Origin of the sequence: Thalassovita litoralis, from assembly GCF_900182725.1 — a bacterium.
Lineage (GTDB): Bacteria > Pseudomonadota > Alphaproteobacteria > Rhodobacterales > Rhodobacteraceae > Thalassobius > Thalassobius litoralis.
In genome coordinates this window covers 351143-371252 of record NZ_FXTO01000001.1, presented here as the reverse complement: position 1 = coordinate 371252, position 20110 = coordinate 351143, and the positions used below count along the sequence as shown (strand labels likewise).

General features: G+C 59.0%; 17 protein-coding genes. 10 read left to right on the top strand and 7 right to left on the bottom strand.

The features are described from left to right. Window positions 1-205: 205 nt before the first annotated feature. From gltB to FN828_RS01765, 7 genes are all read left to right on the top strand, one after another. Window positions 206-4744: a glutamate synthase large subunit gene (gene gltB / locus FN828_RS01795; RefSeq protein WP_142491662.1), complete on the top strand. Its 4539-nt coding sequence runs from the start codon at window positions 206-208 to the stop codon at window positions 4742-4744. A 120-nt stretch (window positions 4745-4864) separates the two neighbouring features. Then, the gene (mtgA, locus tag FN828_RS01790; protein ID WP_142491661.1) at window positions 4865-5632 is read left to right on the top strand and encodes a monofunctional biosynthetic peptidoglycan transglycosylase; all 768 of its coding nucleotides are present in this window, start codon (window positions 4865-4867) and stop codon (window positions 5630-5632) included. Between the two features lie 62 nt (window positions 5633-5694). After that, complete coding sequence (fzlA, locus tag FN828_RS01785; protein ID WP_142491660.1) at window positions 5695-6360, top strand: FtsZ-binding protein FzlA; 666 nt, start codon at window positions 5695-5697, stop codon at window positions 6358-6360. A 71-nt stretch (window positions 6361-6431) separates the two neighbouring features. After that, a complete protein-coding gene (gene queG / locus FN828_RS01780; protein ID WP_142491659.1) occupies window positions 6432-7475 on the top strand; it encodes a tRNA epoxyqueuosine(34) reductase QueG in 1044 nt (347 codons plus the stop codon). A gap of 67 nt (window positions 7476-7542) precedes the next feature. Next, the gene (gene msrB / locus FN828_RS01775) at window positions 7543-7989 is read left to right on the top strand and encodes a peptide-methionine (R)-S-oxide reductase MsrB (protein WP_142491658.1); all 447 of its coding nucleotides are present in this window, start codon (window positions 7543-7545) and stop codon (window positions 7987-7989) included. Further along, window positions 7986-8489 (top strand): peptide-methionine (S)-S-oxide reductase MsrA, encoded by a 504-nt coding sequence (gene msrA / locus FN828_RS01770; protein ID WP_408033788.1) that lies wholly within the window; start codon window positions 7986-7988, stop codon window positions 8487-8489. The genes msrB and msrA overlap by 4 nt, the downstream gene beginning before the upstream one ends. Beyond that, complete coding sequence (locus tag FN828_RS01765; protein WP_142491656.1) at window positions 8486-8971, top strand: peroxiredoxin family protein; 486 nt, start codon at window positions 8486-8488, stop codon at window positions 8969-8971. Before msrA ends, FN828_RS01765 begins: the two co-directional genes overlap by 4 nt. 104 nt (window positions 8972-9075) lie before the next feature. Here FN828_RS01765 and FN828_RS01760 read toward each other — a convergent pair whose 3' ends face one another. Beyond that, window positions 9076-9645 (bottom strand): outer membrane protein, encoded by a 570-nt coding sequence (locus FN828_RS01760; protein WP_235891374.1) that lies wholly within the window; start codon window positions 9643-9645, stop codon window positions 9076-9078. Between the two features lie 209 nt (window positions 9646-9854). Further along, window positions 9855-11360 (bottom strand): malonate--CoA ligase, encoded by a 1506-nt coding sequence (locus FN828_RS01755; RefSeq protein WP_142491655.1) that lies wholly within the window; start codon window positions 11358-11360, stop codon window positions 9855-9857. Window positions 11361-11527: 167 nt separating this feature from the next. Between FN828_RS01755 and FN828_RS01750 the strand changes: the two genes are divergently transcribed. Further along, window positions 11528-12451, top strand: a complete 924-nt coding sequence (locus FN828_RS01750; protein ID WP_142491773.1) for a DMT family transporter — start codon at window positions 11528-11530, stop codon at window positions 12449-12451. Window positions 12452-12455: 4 nt separating this feature from the next. On the opposite strand, the gene FN828_RS01745 is transcribed toward FN828_RS01750, so the two are convergent. The 5 genes from FN828_RS01745 to FN828_RS01725 all read right to left on the bottom strand — a co-directional run bounded on the left by FN828_RS01745 (window position 12456) and on the right by FN828_RS01725 (window position 17764). Then, window positions 12456-13784, bottom strand: a complete 1329-nt coding sequence (locus tag FN828_RS01745) for an NAD(P)/FAD-dependent oxidoreductase (RefSeq protein WP_142491654.1) — start codon at window positions 13782-13784, stop codon at window positions 12456-12458. After that, complete coding sequence (locus FN828_RS01740) at window positions 13781-14599, bottom strand: ABC transporter permease (protein WP_142491653.1); 819 nt, start codon at window positions 14597-14599, stop codon at window positions 13781-13783. Before FN828_RS01740 ends, FN828_RS01745 begins: the two co-directional genes overlap by 4 nt. After that, window positions 14596-15486 (bottom strand): ABC transporter permease subunit, encoded by an 891-nt coding sequence (locus FN828_RS01735; protein WP_142491652.1) that lies wholly within the window; start codon window positions 15484-15486, stop codon window positions 14596-14598. The genes FN828_RS01740 and FN828_RS01735 overlap by 4 nt, the downstream gene beginning before the upstream one ends. Window position 15487: 1 nt before the next feature. Continuing rightward, a complete protein-coding gene (locus FN828_RS01730; RefSeq protein WP_142491651.1) occupies window positions 15488-16615 on the bottom strand; it encodes an ABC transporter ATP-binding protein in 1128 nt (375 codons plus the stop codon). A 63-nt stretch (window positions 16616-16678) separates the two neighbouring features. Then, a complete protein-coding gene (locus FN828_RS01725; RefSeq protein WP_142491650.1) occupies window positions 16679-17764 on the bottom strand; it encodes a polyamine ABC transporter substrate-binding protein in 1086 nt (361 codons plus the stop codon). A gap of 149 nt (window positions 17765-17913) precedes the next feature. On the opposite strand from FN828_RS01725, the gene FN828_RS01720 reads away from it, so the two are divergent. Then, entirely contained in the window at window positions 17914-18609 is a 696-nt protein-coding gene (locus FN828_RS01720; protein ID WP_142491649.1) for a GntR family transcriptional regulator, read from the top strand. A 100-nt stretch (window positions 18610-18709) separates the two neighbouring features. Next, window positions 18710-20107 (top strand): aspartate aminotransferase family protein, encoded by a 1398-nt coding sequence (locus FN828_RS01715; protein WP_142491772.1) that lies wholly within the window; start codon window positions 18710-18712, stop codon window positions 20105-20107. The last annotated feature ends 3 nt before the right edge of the window (window positions 20108-20110 follow it).

The following is a 20110-nucleotide window of genomic DNA, read 5'->3' as shown; positions in this document are numbered from 1 at the left end:
TCACCCCTTTTGACTGATGAACCCAGCCCGCGCCGCAATACAGATCGGACAAGGGCAAGGATGCTGACCTGACCGCCCGGATCGCCTGATCCAGTTTCGCTGAAGCACAGAAAAGATGACCGCCCGATTTGTGGGTTCCCCGACCGGGAAGGAATCTTTCGACAGCGACCCCGGCGCGGCGCAGGTCTTGAGTAAGGAGAAGACAATGACTGTCTACGACGAAAACTGGGTAGCCGCCGAAGAAGCCAAGCGTCAATGGCTGGCCGAAAACGGCATGTATTCACACGAGGAAGAGCATTCCTCGTGTGGGGTGGGTCTGGTGGTGTCACTGGACGGCAAACCCAGCCGCAAGGTTGTTGAAAGCGGGATCACCGCGCTGAAAGCGATCTGGCACCGCGGTGCCGTGGATGCCGACGGAAAAACCGGCGACGGTGCGGGCATCCATGTGCAGATTCCGGTTCCCTTCTTCTATGACCAGATCAAGCGCACGGGCCACGAACCGCATCAGGACAGGCTGATGGCCGTGGGTCAGGTGTTCCTGCCGCGTACCAATTTTGGGGCGCAGGAAACCTGCCGGACCATCGTGGAAACCGAAGTGCTGCGGATGGGCCACTACATTTATGGCTGGCGCCACGTTCCGGTGGAAATCGGATGCCTGGGTGAAAAAGCAAACGCGACTCGCCCCGAGATCGAACAAATCCTGATTTCCAACGCCAAGGATATCGACGAAGAAGCGTTCGAGCGCGAATTGTATGTGATCCGCCGCCGGATCGAAAAAGCCGCTGCCGCCGCTGGTGTGGGGCAGTTGTATATCGCGTCGCTATCGTGCCGTTCGATCATCTACAAGGGCATGATGCTGGCCGAGCAGGTTTCGGAATTTTACCCGGATCTGCAAGACGAACGCTTCGAAAGCGCCTTTGCGATCTATCACCAGCGGTATTCGACCAACACCTTCCCGCAGTGGTGGCTGGCGCAACCGTTCCGCATGTTGGCGCATAACGGCGAAATCAACACGCTGAAGGGCAACGTCAACTGGATGAAGTCGCACGAAATCCGTATGGCTTCGAGCGCGTTTGGCGATCTGGCCGAGGATATCAAGCCGATCATTCAGCCGGGTTCGTCGGATTCGGCGGCGCTGGATTCGGTGTTCGAGGTGCTGGTTCGCGCAGGCCGTAACGCGCCGATGGCGAAAACCATGCTGGTGCCTGAATCGTGGTCCAAGCAAGCGGTAGAACTGCCCGAGGCATGGCGCGACATGTACAGCTATTGCAACAGCGTAATGGAACCGTGGGACGGCCCCGCCGCGCTGGCCATGACCGATGGCCGCTGGGTCTGTGCCGGTCTGGACCGGAACGGCCTGCGCCCGATGCGGTATGTCGTGACTGGCGAAGGGTTGCTGATTGCCGGGTCCGAGGCGGGCATGGTGCCCACCAACGAAGCCACGGTAAAAGAAAAAGGCGCCTTGGGGCCGGGGCAATTGCTGGCCGTGGATATGGCCGAAGGCAAACTGTATCACGACACTGAAATCAAAGATAAAATGGCTTCCAGCCAGCCCTTTGGTGAATGGGTCGGCAAGATCAATGATCTGGACGAGGCGCTGGAAGGTCTGACCGAAAAGCCGATGTTCAGCGGCGCAGAACTGCGTAAGCGGCAGATTGCGGCGGGCTATACCATTGAAGAACTGGAACAGATTCTGGCTCCGATGGCCGAAGATGGGAAAGAGGCGATTGCCTCGATGGGAGATGATACCCCGGCGGCGGTTCTGTCGTCCAAATATCGCCCGCTCAGCCATTTCTTCCGGCAGAACTTTAGCCAGGTGACGAACCCGCCCATCGACAGTCTGCGCGAATATCGCGTGATGAGCCTGAAGACCCGGTTCGGCAACCTGAAGAACGTGCTGGATGAAAGCAGCGCCCAGACCGAGATTTTGGTTCTGGACAGCCCGTTCGTGGGCAACGCGATGTGGGACGAACTGACCCGCCAGTTTAACGCCGAACTGGTCGAGATCGACTGTACCTTCCCGGCGAATGCCGATGACGAGGCACTGCGCATCGGGCTGGAGCGTATCCGCGCCGAAGCCGAAGATGCTGTGCGTTCGGGGGCCGGGCATATCGTGCTGACGGACGAGCATCAGGGCGACGCCAAGGTGGCAATGCCGATGATTCTGGCAACCAGTGCCGTGCATTCGCATCTGACTCGCAAGGGATTGCGCACCTTCTGTTCGCTGAACGTGCGGTCGGCGGAATGTATCGACCCGCATTATTTCGCGGTTCTGATCGGCTGTGGTGCCACTGTGGTGAACGCCTATCTGGCCGAAGATTCGCTGTCTGACCGTATCGACCGTGGTCTGCTGGACGGGACGCTGACGGAAAACGTGAAGCGCTACCGCGAAGCGATTGATCAGGGCTTGTTGAAGATCATGGCGAAGATGGGGATCTCTGTGATCTCGTCCTATCGCGGCGGTCTGAACTTCGAGGCGGTGGGCCTGTCCCGTGCAATGTGCGCCGAATATTTCCCCGGCATGACCAGCCGGATTTCCGGGATCGGTGTCCACGGTATCCAGAAAAAGGTAGAAGAGGTTCACCAGCAGGGTTGGCTGGGTGGCCGAGATGTGATGCCGATTGGTGGCTTCTACAAAGCGCGGAAATCCGGGGAAACCCACGCGTGGGAAGCGCAGACCATGCACCTGATGCAGCAGGCGTGTAACCGGGCGTCGTTCGAGCTGTGGAAGCAGTACTCGAAGAAGATGCAATCGAACCCGCCGATCCATTTGCGTGACTTGCTGGCCATCAAACCGCTGGGCAAGGCGATCCCGATCGAGGACGTGGAAAGCATCACCGCAATCCGCAAACGGTTCGTGACGCCGGGCATGTCGCTGGGGGCATTGTCGCCCGAGGCACACCGCACGCTGTCCATCGCGATGAACCGTATCGGCGCAAAATCGGATTCCGGTGAAGGTGGCGAAAGCCCCGATGATTTCACGCCGGAACCCAATGGCGACAACGCCAGCGCCAAGATCAAGCAGGTGGCTTCGGGGCGTTTCGGCGTGACCGCAGAATATCTGCTGCATTGCGAAGAGCTGGAAATCAAAGTCGCCCAAGGCGCCAAGCCCGGCGAGGGTGGTCAGTTGCCCGGCATGAAGGTTACGGACCTGATTGCCAAACTGCGCCATTCGACCAAAGGCGTGACGCTGATTTCGCCGCCGCCGCACCACGATATTTACTCGATCGAGGATCTGGCGCAGCTCATCTATGACCTGAAACAGATCAACCCACGCGCCAAGGTCACGGTGAAGCTGGTGGCATCGTCCGGTGTTGGCACTATCGCGGCCGGTGTGGCCAAGGCAAAGGCCGACATTATCCTGATTTCGGGTCACAATGGTGGCACCGGGGCATCGCCTGCGACCTCGATCAAATATGCGGGTCTGCCGTGGGAAATGGGCCTGACCGAAGCGCATCAGGTGTTGTCGATGAACAACCTGCGTGATCGCGTCACCCTGCGGACCGATGGTGGTTTGCGCACGGGTCGCGATATCGTGATGGCTGCCATGATGGGTGCCGAAGAATACGGCATCGGCACCGCCGCGCTGATCGCAATGGGCTGTATCATGGTGCGTCAGTGCCAGTCTAACACCTGCCCCGTGGGCGTGTGTACGCAGGACCAAAGCCTGCGTGACAAGTTCTCGGGCAGCGCGGAAAAGGTGGTGAACCTGATCACCTTCTACGCGCAGGAAGTGCGGGAAATTCTGGCAAGCATCGGCGCACGGTCGCTGGATGACGTGATCGGGCGTGCCGACCTGCTGAGCCAGGTCAGCCGTGGTAACGCGCATTTGGACGATCTGGACCTGAACCCGCTGCTGCTGACTGTGGATGGCGCAAAAGACATCGTTTACGACCGTTACAAGGATCGGAACGTGGTGCCGGATACGCTGGACGCGGAAATCGTGCGGGATGCGCATCGCTTCCTAGAGGACGGCGAGAAGATGCAACTGTCCTATGCCGTGCAAAACACGCACCGGACGGTTGGTACCCGGACGTCTTCGCATATCGTGAAGAATTTCGGGATGCGCAACGCGCTGCAACCGGATCACCTGCATGTCAAACTTACCGGCAGCGCCGGGCAGTCGCTGGGTGCCTTTGCCGCGCCGGGCCTGAAGATCGAAGTTTCGGGCGACGCGAACGACTATGTCGGCAAGGGTCTGTCGGGCGGCACCGTGGTGGTGCGCCCGCCGATGGCCAGCCCGCTGACGGCCTCGGAAAACACCATCATCGGCAACACTGTGCTGTACGGCGCGACCGATGGCTACCTGTTTGCGGCTGGTCGCGCGGGCGAACGTTTCGCTGTGCGTAACTCGGGCGCGAAAGTGGTGATCGAGGGCTGCGGTTCCAACGGTTGTGAATACATGACCGGCGGTATTGCTGTGATCCTTGGGTCTATCGGTGCGAACTTTGGTGCGGGCATGACGGGCGGTATGGCCTATCTGTACGATCCCGAAGGGTTGGCGGCTGACATGATGAACATGGAAACGCTGGTGACTTGCCCCGTGACGGTCGAACATTGGGAAACCCAGTTGAAAGACCTGATCGAACGCCACGCGCGCGAAACCGGAAGCCGCAAGGCCGCGGATATCCTGCAACATTGGGACGTCGAGAAAGCGAATTTCGTGCAGGTTTGCCCGAAAGAAATGCTGATCCACATCGCGCATCCGCTGAGCATCGAAGAAAAGGCGGTTCCTGCGGAATAAGCGGGTTTCGTCAGAACGATTTAGGAAAGGCACCTTCGCGGGTGCCTTTTCTTTTTCGCAGCAGAGAGAGGCGTATGGTTAGGGGTTTTCCGAAGCGCATGGCGGGCCTATAGCTGATCCGTGGCGCAGAAAAAGAAATCCCCCCCGGCCCGAAAGGCCCCCGCGAAAAAAGCGGAAAAGAAACCGGCATCCCCCCCGCGCGAGGTGCTGCCGGTACGCCCGGCCCTGCGCCTGCTGCGGTGGTTGGCGCGGGGGTTTTTGATGATGCTGGTGGCAATGTTTCTGTGGGTCGTGGTGTATTCCATATTGAACCCGCCCAGCACCTTTTACATCTGGCGTGAACGCGCGCGTCTGGGCGAAGTGGATCAGCAATGGGTGCCGATGTCCGGCATTGTCCCGGTCATGAAACGGTCTGTTGTCGCGGCAGAGGATGCGAATTTTTGCCGTCATGGTGGGTTTGACATTGCCGCGATTCGTGCAGCCATCGAATCCGGGGCGAACCGGGGCGCATCGACCCTGACGCAGCAGGTCGTGAAAAACGTGTTCCTGTGGCATGGCCGCAGTTGGCTGCGTAAGGCGCTGGAAGCGATGATGACGCCGATGGTTGAACTGGTCTGGTCCAAAGAGCGGATACTGGAAGTTTACCTGAACGTGGCCGAATTCGATGATGGCGTGTTCGGAGTAGAGGCCGCAGCACGGCATTATTTCGATGTCGGCCCCGAGGAGTTGAGCGCATTACAGGCGGCCCGCTTGGCGGCTGTGCTGCCATCGCCCAAGGTCCGGTCAGCGTCGCGCCCCAATGAATTGATGCGGCGGCGGACAGCAGCCATCATGGACGGGGCGGCAACGATTGGCGCGGATGGGCGGTCAGCCTGTTTCGAGGATTGAAAATCCGCTTCTAAGCAGGCATTCAGGGGGAAACCCCCAATAAACCCGAGCAGTCTGGCATCATGGCGCAACTCTATCATTTCCCGTTATCCCCTTTTTGCCGCAAGGTTCGGCTGAGTCTGGCCGAGAAGCGGATCGAGGTGAAGCTGGAAGAAGAACGGTATTGGGAACAAGATCCCGAATTCCTGCGACGCAATCCGGCGGGCAAGGTGCCGGTTCTGCGGATTGACGGCAAACTGCTGACCGAAAGCGCCGCAATTTGCGAATATCTGGAAGAGATTTATCCCGAACCGTCCCTGATGCCACGCGATCCCGAAGGGCGGTACGAGGTGCGGCGGCTGGTCAGTTGGTTCGATGACAAGTTCCACAGCGAAGTGACCTCGAAGCTATTGTATGAGCGGGTCAACAAAAAGGTGATGGGGCGCGGTTTCCCCGACAGCGGTAATGTGAAGGCCGGGGCGCGGGCGATCAAATACCATCTGGACTACATGGCATGGCTGCTGGATCAGCGGCGCTGGCTGGCCGGGGATGTGATGACGCTGGCGGATTTCGCTGCTGCTGCACATCTGTCCGCGCTGGATTATATCAGCGATGTGGATTGGAACCGGTCCGAGGTGGTGAAAGACTGGTACGCGAAAATCAAATCCCGCCCGGCGTTCCGGTCTATTCTGGCGGATCAAATCCCCGGCTTTCCGCAGCCGCCGCATTATGCTGATCTGGATTTCTGATCGGCAGCGGATATGGGGGGCGTTGCCCCCGTCGCTGCGCGACTCCCCCAGAGTATTTTGGGCAAGATGAAATGGAACAGGCGCTGAAGGATAAGCTGCTGGCACAGGCACGGGCCGAGGGGTTCGATGCCTGTCGGATTTGTGCGCCGGATGCAATCGGGCAGGTGCCGGATCGGTTGACGGCGTTTTTGGATGCCGGGCGGCACGGGCAGATGCGTTGGATGGAAGAGCGCGCAGGCTGGCGGGGGAACCCCGCGGCGTTGTGGCCCGAGGCGCGCTCGGTGATCATGCTGGGCGAAAGCTATACACCGGCACATGATCCGCTGGCGGTTTTGGGGCAACCCGACTGCGGGGCGATTTCGGTTTATGCGCAGAACCGCGATTATCATGATCTGGTGAAAAAGCGGCTGAAACGTCTGGCGCGATGGCTGATTGCCGAAGGTGGCGGCGAGGTAAAGGTGTTCGTGGATACCGCGCCGGTGGCTGAAAAACCGCTGGGGCAGGCGGCAGGGCTGGGATGGCAGGGGAAGCATACCAATCTGGTCAGCCGGGAATTGGGAAGCTGGTTTTTCATCGGATCGGTGTTCACAACGCTGGACTTGCCGGTGGATGCGACTGAACGGGACCATTGCGGATCATGTACGGCCTGTCAGGTGGCTTGTCCGACTGCGGCCTTTCCCGCGCCGTATCAATTGGATGCGCGGCGGTGCATTTCCTATTTGACGATCGAGCATCATGGCCCGGTTGATGTGGAATTGCGCGGGTTGCTGGGCAACCGGATTTATGGCTGCGACGATTGTCTGGCGGCCTGCCCGTGGAACAAATTCGCGGTCGAGGCGCGGGAAATCCGGTATCATGCGCGCCCGGAACTGGTGGCCCCGAAACTGGCCGAATTGGCCGTGCTGGACGATGCAGGGTTCCGGGCGTTTTTCAGTGGATCACCGATCAAGCGGATTGGGCGCAACAGATTCGTGCGCAACGTGTTGTACGCGATTGGAAACAGTGGCGATGTGGCGCTTTTGGCCATCGCGCAAGGTTTGTGCGAGGACGAGGATGTCACCGTGGCCGACGCGGCGCGTTGGGCCGTGGGGCAGTTGTCTGCCACGCAAAGGTGAGGCGTTCCCCCTTTCCTTGGGCGCATAAAAGCGCATTTAATAGCGCAGAACAGGAAAGAGGAACGCCATGCCGAAATATGAGCGCAACCCGGATGTGATTGCTGCGTTGACGCCCGAACAGCATTGGGTGACGCAGGAAAACGGGACTGAACGCCCCGGAAGCGGGCAATTGTTGTATAACAAGGAGCCGGGGATTTATGTGGATGTGGTCAGCGGCGAGCCGTTGTTTGCCTCGTCCGATAAATATGAATCGGGCTGTGGTTGGCCCAGTTTTACGAAGCCAATCGAGCCCGCGCATGTTGCCGAAAAACGCGACCTGAGTCACGGCATGGTGCGTGTCGAGGTGCGCAGCACCTTTGGGGACAGCCATTTGGGCCATGTGTTCCCGGATGGGCCGCTGGATCGGGGTGGGCTGCGGTATTGCATCAATTCGGCCAGTTTGCGGTTTGTCCATCGTGACGACATGGAGGCCGAAGGCTATGGCGACTATCTGAATCAGGTGGAGGACCTATGATGACCGAAGAACGCGCGGTTCTGGCGGGAGGCTGTTTCTGGGGGATGCAGGAATTGATCCGGCAGCTGCCCGGTGTTTTGCGCACACGGGTGGGCTATACTGGCGGGGATGTTCCCAATGCGACCTATCGCAACCACGGCACCCATGCCGAAGGGATCGAGATTTGGTTTGATCCCGCCAAGACAAGTTATCGGGCGCTGCTGGAGTTTTTCTTTCAAATCCATGATCCGACCACGGTGAACCGGCAGGGCAACGATCTGGGGATGAGCTATCGCAGTGCGATCTATTACGTGGATGCGGCGCAAAAAGACTGCGCACTGGATACGATCAAGGATGTCGAGGCGTCAGGGCTGTGGCCCGGCAAAGTGGTGACAGAGATCGAACCCGTGGGCGATTTCTGGCAGGCCGAGCCGGAACATCAGGATTATCTGCAACGGCTGCCCAACGGCTATACCTGCCATTTCCCGCGCCCGGATTGGGTGCTGCCGAAACGCGGATGAAAATCGGGATCAACCACGAACAGGCCCCCGAATTGCGGGTGCCTGTCTGGATCGGTGCGGATGGCGGGCCGGTTTCACCGTTGCGCCTGAATGATCTGGGCGACGGGATGAGAATCCTGTTTTGTTTTCAGGACTGGTGTCCGGGGTGTCACAGTCGCGGGTTTCCCACGTTGCGGGTGCTGGTGGATCGGCTGGTCGGGCAAGGCGCGGGATTTGCCGCAATCCAGACGGCGTTCCGGTCCAGCGCCAAAAAGGATGTTGGCGATCAAACCGCGAAAAATCAGGCCATGTATCGGCTGAACATTCCGTTCGGGTACGATCCTGTGCCGGATGGGGAGGATCAGCCGACGGTGATGGCGGATTATCATACGGCGGGGACGCCGTGGTTCATTGTGATCAGCCCCGAAGGCGAAGTGATCTATAACGATTTTCGGCTGGATGCTGGGAAATTCCTATCCGCATTGGACCTGCCGGATATGTAGGGTGCCGAAATCTTGAAAAGATTTCGGACCGCTTTCTTTTCAAGAAAGCGTGCGCCGGATGAAAGGGAAGCGCCCCAGTGATAGGGCGCTTCCAAGGCTTGAGATCAGAAGCGGAAGGTCGCGCGGACCTGTGCCGTTGTTGCATCCACATTGATGCCCGATCCGTTGAAATCGCCGAAGTCGTGATACAGCACTTCGCCGCCAATCGACATGTTGCCAGATACCATGTGTTCATAACCGATACCGGCAAAATAGCCGTCGTCGCTGCCCAGCGTGTCGATATCCGCGCGGGCGGCCCCAGCGGTGGCATAGATCAGGCCCGGACCCATATCATAGCCTGCGCGCAGCTTCAGGCGGGCGACATTTTCCAGCGTGTTGCCGCCAGCGTCGATATTGGCCCAGTCATAGTCCAGACCGGCACCCAGCACCCACTGCCCGAAATCATAGTCATAGCCCATCGTCAGGCCGCCGATCACATCGTCGCCCGAGATGTCGCCGTCAACCTTGCCGAAACCGATCTGGCCACCGACATAGCCGCCGGTCCAGTCGCCGGTCAGCGGTACTGCTACGGGAACCTGAACGGCGGGTTCAACGGCTGCCGGTGTGGGGGAACCAGCCAGCACGGGGGCGGCGATCAGTGTTGCACCAAGGGTTCCCAGCATCAGGGTTTTGATGGACATATTGTTTCCTTTCTTTCTGCCTCCGGGGTCGCGATATGCGCCCCGTTGTTATTCCAACGCAAAAGATTGGAGTTCCGTTGCCGGAAACAAGGCAGGCCAAAGGGATCGGCATGGGGTTGCCGATGACCCATAGGAAGGGTGGCAAGGATTAGCTTATCACCCGGCGTCACGCCGGGCGCGGGCCGTCACATACGCGTGAGCGATCAGGCGAACAGGGTGGCGTATTCTTCGCGCAGGGCTTTTTTCTGGACTTTGCCCATCGTGTTGCGGGGCAGTTCGGGCAACAGGATGATCTGTTTCGGTTGCTTGAATTTCGCCAACTGGGTCGTGGTGATGGCTTCGATCTGGTCCAATGTCAGATCGGGCGTTTCGGGGACTACGACGGCAACGACGGCTTCACCGAAATCTTTGTGCGGCACGCCGATGACGGCGCTTTCCAACACGCCGGGGATGTCGTCAATCAGCGATTCCAGCTCTTTGGGGTAGACGTTGAACCCGCCGGTGATGATCAGATCCTTGGCGCGGCCAACGATGGTGACATAGCCATCGGCGTCGCGGGTGGCCAGATCGCCGGTGATGAACCAGCCATCGGGGCGCAGTTCCTCGGCGGTTTTTTCTGGCATTTGCCAATAGCCCTGAAACACGTTGTCGCCGCGCACTTCGATCACGCCGATGTCGCCCTGTGCCACTTTGGCACCATCGTCCATGATGCGCAGTTCCACGCCGGGTAGTGGGAAACCCACGGTGCCAGCGCGGCGTTCGCCGTCATAGGGGTTTGACGTGGACATGTTGGTTTCTGTCATCCCGTACCGTTCCAGAATGCGGTGGCCGGTGCGCTGTTCCCATTTTTCATGCGTATCCACCAGCAGGGGGGCGGAACCGGAAATGAACAGGCGCATGTTTTTCGCCTGTTCCAGCGTCAGGCGCGGGTCGTCCAGCAGGCGGGTATAGAACGTGGGAACCCCCATCAGCGCGGTGGCGGCGGGCATGGCGTCCAGAATGGCCTGTGCGTCGAATTTCGGCAGGAACACCACCGATCCACCGGCCAGCAGCGAAACATTGGTGGCCACGAACAGGCCGTGGGTGTGGAAGATGGGCAAGGCATGGATCAGCACGTCATCTGCCGTAAAGCGCCACAGATCACGCAGGCTTTCCGAGTTGGAGGCAAGGTTTTTATGCGACAGCATCGCGCCCTTGGATCGGCCCGTCGTTCCCGAGGTGTATAGGATCGCGGCCAGATCATCGGCGCCGCGCGTGACAGGCTGGAATGCGGGGTCCAGCGGGGGTAGGTCATCGGTCAGCGAACCCGCGCCGTTCTTGTCCAGCGTGAACACGGTGGCGTTGCCTGCCAGCGGGGTCAGTTCGGCGTGGCGGGTCGGATCGCAGACCAGAACGCGCGGGGTAGCATCTGACAGGAAATAGCCCACCTCGGCCCCGGTGTAGGCGGTGTTCAGCGGCAGGAAAATCCCGCCCGCCAGCACGGTGCCAAGATAAAGCTGAACGGCCTCCAGCGTTTTTTCCACCTGAACGGCAACGCGGTCGCCGGGTTGTAGGCCAGATGACAGAAGTTTCTGGGCAATCTGCTGCGCCCCTGCAAACAATTGCGCATAGGTCACATCTGACAGGCCGGGGCGCGTGGCAAATACCTTGTCCGGGGTGGAATCGGCGGCATGGGACAGGCGGCTGACAAGATAGTTCGTCGGATACATGGGCGGCCCTTTCGGTCTGATCTGGTGGTGCGGTTTTGTCCGGGTTGCATGGCCTGCAAAGCGGCCAGTCCGTTTTGGCATGGATTTTCCCAAGATCAAGGGGAATGGCCGGATTGACCTTGGCGGCGGGGCAGCGCAGCATCCGGTCACGCGCGAAAGGAAACCCAATGCAGCCGGTCAAAGGGATTGCACTGAAACTGTGTTCAGTGCTGTTGTTCATCATCATGTCATCGCTGATCAAGGCCACGGCCCCGCATGTCCCGCCGGGGCAGGCGGTGTTTTTCCGGTCTTTGTTTGCAATCCCCGTGATTTTCACATGGCTGGCATTACGCGGTGATCTGTCGACCGGGCTAAAGGTGGAATCGCGCCTGTCGCATTTCTGGCGCGGGTTCGTGGGAACCGGGGCCATGGGGTTGATGTTTGCCGGTCTTGGCTTGCTGCCCCTGCCCGAGGTGACGGCGATCGGCTATGCCGCGCCGCTGCTGGTGGTGATTTTTGCGGCGATGTTTCTGGGCGAACAGGTGGGGGTGTTCCGCCTGTCATCTGTTGCGCTGGGGCTGATGGGGGTGCTGATCATTCTGGCCCCGCGCCTGACGGTGCTATCCGGTGAAACCGTCCAAACAACCGAGGCCGTGGGGGCCATTCTGGTGCTGATGGGGGCGGTTTGTGCGGCGCTGGCGCAGATTTATGTGCGCAAGCTGGTACAGACCGAACAGACCTCGGCCATCGTGTTTTATTTTTCGCTGACCTCGACCTTGCTTTCGCTGCTGACGCTGCCGTTTGGCTGGGTGGTGCCGAACGGGCAAGAGGCGCTGTTGCTGGTCGCGGCTGGGTTATTGGGCGGTGCGGGGCAGATTTTCCTGACTTCGGCCTATCGGTTTGCCGGGGCGTCTGTGGTGGCACCATTCGATTATGCTTCGATGATTTTTGCCATTTTGATCGGCTATTTCGTGTTTTCCGAAGTGCCAACAGGGCGGATGTTGCTGGGGTCGGCCATTGTGATTTTGGCGGGGGTGCTGATCATCTGGCGCGAAAGCCGTTTGGGACTGAAACGGTCCAAGGCCCGGTCGGGGATGACCCCGCAGGGGTGACTGTTTACTGCCCGCTGATGGCGGCGGCGATATAGGCCGGTGTCATCAGCAAACGGCGATAGCGGCCCAGCGGGAACCGTTTGGGTGTGCTTTGCATCAGGGCCGGGTAATGCGGCCCGGCGTCCTGATCCAGCACCAGACGCGCCAGCACCGCCCCTGCATGTGTTCCCATCGCCACGCCGTTGCCGTGATAGGCAAACCCGGTGAAAGCCCCCGGCATTTCCGGCACAGGCCCGACGTAGGGGGCCAATTTGGCGTTAAAGGCCAGCGCACCGTTCCAGCTATGGGGTGTTTCCACATGTTTCCAGAACGGAAAGGCGCGCTCAAACTGTTTGCGGATACGTTTTTGCAGGCTGGCAAAAGCCCCCGGCCCGGACATCAGCCCGCCGCGCATTCCGAACAGGAATTGGCCGTTCGGCATCAGCCGAAAATAGTGCAACAGCGTTTGATGAGTATAGGCCATCTGGTCGCTGCTCCACCCGTCAGCGATTTCCTGATCGGTCAGCGGGCGGGTGACGATGACGTTGGATTGCAGCGGCATGAACCGGGCGCGCATCCAATCCGGCACGTCCTCGGAAGAATAGCCATTGGTGGCGAAAATCACGCGATCCGCAGTGATCTGCGCCTTGGGTGTGGTCAGGTGATACCCGTTACCGCTGCGCGTCACCGACAAAACCGGGCTGTGGGCATGAATACGCGCCCCGGCAGACAGCGCGGCACGGGCCAGACCATCGGACAGGCGACGTGGGTTAACGCCGAACCCGTGCGGCATGGTCAGCGCACCATGATACGCGCCACGCATCCCAAGGGCAGTCAGGTCTTCGGGTTCATGCAGGGTGGTGGCAAAGCCATAGTCCGCATCCATTTCCACCTGTTCGTGGCGCAGGGATCGCATGGCGCGGGGGCTGTGGGCCATAATGGTTTCGCCCTGTGAATGGGTTTCCGCGTCGATCCCGTGGCGGATCAGCAGATTGCGCACCAATTCAATCGCGGCGATTTCGGTTTGCCGCCAGTGGCGCAGCCCATCATCGCCGTGGCGTTTGCGGATCATGCTGCCGGGCAGGGCGGTGCCCCCCAGACAGCAGAAGCCGCCGTTTCGGGCCGATGCCCCCCAACCGGGGCTTTCGGCGTCGAATACGGTGACATCTTCGCCTTGTTCGGCCAGATGCAGGGCCGCAGACAGGCCAGTGAACCCGGCCCCGACAACGGCAATGCGGGTGCGCACAGGGCCGCTGGCCGCAGGGGTTTGTTCGGTGGCCAAGGTTGTTGGCCCCCAATAGCAGGCGGCATTGGGACCGCTGCCATAGGCAAAATCGTTCAGGATACGTTTCATGTTGCGCGGGCTGCTGCCTGTTCGTCCTGCTGTTGTTTGACGGCGGCGCGTTTGGACACGATGGATGCCGTGATAACCCCAACCGCAACGATCCCGATCATGATGGTGGACAGCGCGTTGATTTCCGGACTGACCCCCAACCGCACCGCCGAAAAGATTTTGATCGGCAGGGTGGTGGCCGATGGGCCAGCGGTGAACGACGCAATGACCAGATCATCCAGTGACAGGGTAAAGGCCAGCAACCAGCCCGAAATCACCGCAGGCGCGATAATGGGCAGCGTCACCAACCGGAAGGCCGTGAAAGGGGAACAGCCCAGATCCAGTGCGGCTTCTTCCAGTGATTTGTCAAAGCTGACGAGGCGCGAAGATACCACGACCGACACGTAGCACATGGAAAACGTGGTATGTGCCAGAATGATGGTGAAAATCCCACGGTCCAGCCCGATGCCGATGAACAGCAGCAGCAGGGACAGGCCGGTGATCACCTCGGGCATGACCAGCGGGGCATAGATCATGCCGGAAAACAGCGTGCGGCCGGGGAAACGCCCGACGCGCACCAGCACATAGGCGGCCATCGTCCCCAGAACCGTGGCAAAGGTGGAACTGACGACCCCCACCTGAACCGTCACCCAAGCGGCATCAAGGAACGCGTCATTGTTGATCAGCTCTCCATACCATTTGGTACTGAACCCAGCCCAGACCGTCACCAGCTTGGACGCGTTGAAGCTGTAGATCACAAGGATCAGCATCGGCAGGTACAGAAACGCAAAGCCCAGCGTCAGCGCGGTGGCATTAAACCAAGTGAAGCGTCTCATTGGTCTTTCTCCCGCTCTTTCTGTTCGTTGCGTTGGAACAGGATGATGGGGATAATCAGGATCAGCAGCAGGACAACAGCCACGGCGGACGCCACGGGCCAGTCCCGGTTGCTAAAGAATTCTTCCCACAGCACCTTGCCAATCATCAACGTGCCCGATCCACCCAGTAGCGACGGGATCACAAATTCCCCCAGCGCGGGGATGAACACCAGAAACGACCCGGCGATGATACCGCTTTTGGACAGTGGGATCGTGACCAGCCAGAAGGCGGACAGGCGGGAACATCCCAAATCCTCGGCGGCTTCCAGAAGTGATCCATCCAGCTTTTCCAGCGCGGCATAGATCGGCAGGATCATGAAGGGCAGGTAGGTGTAGATAATCCCGATATAGACCGCGATTTTGGTGTTCAGGATCATCAGGGGTTCGGAAATCAGCCCGGTCCACAGCAGGAATTGGTTCAGGAAACCCTCTTGTGACAGGATGCCGATCCACGAATAGACCCGGATCAGGAAGCTGGTCCAGAATGGCAGGATCACCAGCATCATCAGCGTCGGACGCCATTCGTCCGGGGCCATCGCCATGCCATAGGCAACGGGATACCCGACCAGCAGCGTCAGCAATGTGGAAATCGCTGCGATTTGCAGGCTGGACAGGTAGGCTTTCCAATACAGATCGTCTTCGGTCAGGAAGACGAAGTTTTCAAAATCCAGATCGGCAAAGAACTGTTTGATCCCGGCCCAGCCTTCGGAGAAACCCAGCGTGGGCATATAGGGGGGGATCGCCAGTGCCGTGTCCGACAATGAGATTTTCAAAACGATCAGGAACGGCACCACAAACAGCGCCAGAAGCCACAGATAAGGGACAGAGATCAGGAACAGACGCCGCATCTTATTCACTCAGGACCGAGCCAGCGGTCAGCGTCCAGCTAAGCCAAACCTCGTCCTCCCATGTGAATGCGCGGCGTGACAATCGGCGGGTGTTGGCGGCCTGTGCCTTGATCACCAGCCCGCCGGGGATTTTGACGTGATAGGTCGACATATTGCCCAAATAAGCAATATCCACGATCTGCCCTTTGACGGCGTTCATCGCGCCTTCGGGTTTGTCCGCTGATACCGTGATTTTTTCGGGGCGGATCGCAATGAACCCGGTTTGGCCATCTGCCAGTCCCAAAGAGGTTTTTGCGTGGAACGGTTCATGTCCATCGGCCCAATGGATGTCATACCCATCGGCGCTGGTTTTCTGGGCCTTGCCCTGAATGATGTTCACGTCCCCGATGAAATCCGCGACATAAACGGAATTGGGTTCTTCGTAGATTTTGGCTGGGGTGGCGACCTGCATAATGCGGCCTTCGTCCATCACGGCAACGCGGCTGGCGACGGTCATCGCTTCTTCCTGATCGTGGGTGACGATCACAAAGGTGGTGCCGGTTTTTTCCTGAATATCCATCAGCTCAAACTGGGTTTCTTCGCGTAGCTTTTTGTCCAGCGCACCCAGCGGTTCGTCCAGCAGCAGCAGTTTCGGCGCACGGGCCAGTGACCGGGCCAGCGCAACACGCTGACGTTGCCCGCCGGAAATCTGGTGCGGTTTGCGCTTGGCGAATTTGGTCAGCCGGGTCAGGCGCAGCATTTCCTCGACCCGATTGGTCAACTGGTCGGTGGGCATTTTCATCCGCTTCAGACCAAAGGCGATATTTTCCCAGACAGACAGATGCGGGAACAAAGCGTAGGACTGGAACATCATGTTCACGGCGCGTTCGTTGGGCGGAACATGCGCCATGTCTTGCCCTGCAATCAGGATTTGCCCCTCGGTCGGGTTTTCAAATCCGGCAAGCATCCGCATCATCGTGGTTTTGCCACAGCCGGACGGCCCCAAAAGGGCGAAAAATTCGCGTGTGTAGATGTCTTGCGAAAGGTTGTCGATCGCGGTGAAGTCGCCGAACCGCTTGGTGACGTTCTTGAACTGGATAAGCGGTTTTTCGTTCGGGTCTTCCCAGGGTGCGAATACTGTCTGTGCCATACCTGTCCCTGTCAATAAAGAAGCCCGCGCAGGTCATGCGCGGGCTGATCGTGGTTTCGGGTCTTATGTGCCCGATTTGATTTTGGTCCACATGCGGGTCACGACACGCTGTACCTTGGCGTTGTACGGCGTGGTGGTGAACAGGTTGTCCAGCGCTGCCGCCGAGGGGTAGATCGCCGGATCGCCGATCACATCCTCGACCAGGAATTCCTGTGACGCTTTGTTGCCGTTGGCGTAGTAGACATAGTTCGATGCTGCGGCCATGTTCTGCGCGTCCATGATGAAGTTCAGGAACTTATGCGCGGCATCGGGGTTCGGCGCATCGACCGGAATGGCCATCTGGTCAAACCACATCTGTGCGCCTTCCTTGGGCGCGTTATAGGCGATTTCGACACCATTATCGGCCTCGGCTGCGCGGTCGCGCGATTGCAGGATGTCACCGGACCAGCCCACAGCCACACAGATGTCGCCGTTGGCCAGCGCGTTGATATATTCCGAGCTGTTGAATTTCTGGATATAGGGGCGGATCGCCATATAGATCGGTTCGGCCTTGGCAATCACGTCAGGATCGTGGCTGTCCGGGTCTTCGCCGATGTATTTCAGCGCCGCGGGGATCATTTCCGCAGGGGCGTCCAGGAAGAACACGCCGCAGGACGCCAGTTTTTCCATATTTTCCGGTTTGAATACCAGATCCCAGCTATCAATGGGGGCGTCTTCGCCCAGCACTTCTTTGACCTTGCCGACGTTCACACCGATCCCGGTGGTGCCCCACATGTAGTTGATCGAATAGGCGTTGTCGGGGTCGTATTTCGCGGTCCGCTTTTCAACCACGTCCCACATGTTACCCATGTTGGACAGCTTGGTTTTGTCCAGCTTTTGGAACGCACCCGCAGTAATTTGGCGTTGCAGGAAGGTGCCGGTTGGCACCACCACGTCATAGCCAGAGCTGCCAGCCAGCATTTTGGTTTCCAGCACTTCGTTGCTGTCGAACACGTCGTAGATCAGCTTGATCCCGGTTTCGGCTTCGAATTTGGTCAGCAGCTCTTCGTCGATGTAATCGGACCAGTTGTAGACACGCACTTCCTCGGCGGTGGCGGCCCCGGCGCACAGCGCAGCGATGGCCGTCATGGTCAGCAGGCGTTTCTTCATGTCATATCTCCCCTTGGATGCCGGGCTTGTTTTACCCGTTTATCCAAATTTGATCAAAAATTGCCCGTCAAGGCAATATGGTAATGTTTCCACGGGTCAATTAAACTCGCAAGGAGTGGTTTGGCACAGATGCGGAGAAAAGTGGCAGCATGGACGGAAACGCCCAAAAAGTGACCGGCAAGGAGGCCGCAAAAGCGCAGCTTCCGGCGCATGAAACGATCTATCGGAAACTGCGCGAACAAATCCTGTTCGGAGAGATCGCACCGGGCCAGCCGGTAACGATTCAAGGCCTGACCGACAGGCTGAATGCCGGGATGACCCCCGTGCGCGAGGCAATCCGGCGTCTGACTTCGGAAGGGGCGCTGGAGTTTCAGGGCAACCGCCGGGTGATTGTGCCGCAACTGACCGCCGAAAATATTGCAGAGATTATTTATGCACGACAATGGCTTGAGTCCCATTTGGGGTTGCGTGCGACAGAACGTGCAGAACCTGCGGATTTGACGGAACTGACCCGTTTGGATGATGCGCTGGACAAGGCAATCGCACGTGGGGATTTGCAGGGCTATCTGGAATATAACTACCGTTTCCACGCTAAGATTTATGAGCTGGCACAAGCCCCCATTCTAGCCGCTATGGCCGAAGGGTTGTGGCTGCGCTTTGGCCCGTCGCTGCGGGTGGTTTGTGGGCGCATTGGAACCCAGAATTTGCCCGACCGTCACAAGGATCTGCTGCACGCCATGCGAACGGGTGACGCCGAAGGGGCCGCGCGTGCCTGCCGCGAGGATATGCTGCAAGGGATGGAGCAGGTGCGGGACATGTTAGACCCGCCGGGGGCTGCAAACTGATTCGATTGACACTGATTAATTTGATCATATTTTGAGAGGGGCGTGACGAATCGGCCGGGATCGTGCCGGATTCGCTTTTCCGAACAGACGAGGCCCGATGATGACGAAAATCACCAACCACATGCCCACGGCAGAGTTGCAGGCGCTGGATGCGGCGCATCATATCCACCCGTTTTCGACCCAGACCGAACTGGCGGCCAAAGGTGCGCGGGTGATCACCAGCGCCGATGGGGTTTGGATTCGCGACAGCGAAGGCAACCGGATTATCGACGGCATGGCCGGGTTGTGGTGCGTGAATGTCGGCTATGGCCGGGACCGTTTGGCCGAAGTGGCCGCGCGTCAGATGGCGGAACTGCCCTATTACAACACGTTTTTCATGACGACCCACGTGCCTGCGATTGCCCTGAGTCAGAAACTGGCCGAAGTGGCGCCGGGGGATCTGAACCATGTGTTCTATGCCGGGTCCGGGTCTGAAGCGAACGATACTAATATCCGCATGGTGCGCACCTATTGGGCGGAAAAGGGCAAACCGTCCAAGCGGATCATCATCAGCCGTAAAAATGCCTATCACGGGTCCACGATGGGCGGTGCCAGTCTGGGTGGAATGGGTGGGATGCACGCGCAGGGTGGCCTGCCGATCCCGGATATTCACCATATCGACCAGCCGAACTGGTGGGCCGAAGGCGGCGACATGTCCCCCGAAGAATTCGGTCTGGAACGTGCGCGGCAGTTGGAGCAGGCAATTCACGATCTGGGCGAAGATAACGTAGCCGCCTTTATCGCGGAACCCGTGCAGGGCGCTGGCGGGGTGATCGTGCCGCCGGAAACCTATTGGCCGGAAATTAAGCGCATCTGCGATAAATACGAAATTCTGCTGATCGCGGACGAGGTGATCTGTGGTTTCGGCCGCACCGGGAACTGGTTCGGCAGCGAAACCGTGGGCTGGACCCCGGATATCATGACCATCGCCAAGGGCTTGTCGTCGGGCTATCAGCCGATTGGTGGGTCGATCGTGAGCGACGAAGTGGCCAGCGTGATCGGTGCCTGTGAATTCAACCACGGCTATACCTACAACGCGCATCCGGTGGCTGCTGCGGTGGCGTTGGAAAACATCAACATCATGCAGGAAGAAAAGATCGTGGACTATGTCCGCGATGATATTGCCCCCTATCTGAAGCAGAAATGGGAAGCGTTGGTGGATCACCCGATGGTGGGTGAAGCCAAGATCGTTGGCATGATGGGGTCCATTGCGCTGACCCCGCACAAGGAAAGCCGCGCGGCCTTTGCTGCGGATGCGGGAACGGTGGGGTATTTGTGCCGCGAACGGTGTTTTGCCAATGATTTGATCATGCGTCATGTGGGGGACCGCATGATTATCAGCCCGCCATTGGTGATTTCCCGCGAGGAGGTTGATATCCTGATCGAACGCGCGGTAAGGTCGCTCGATGAAGGTATGGCTCGCGCCAAGGATGCGGGTCTTTGGGTGGCTGCCTCTTGATTT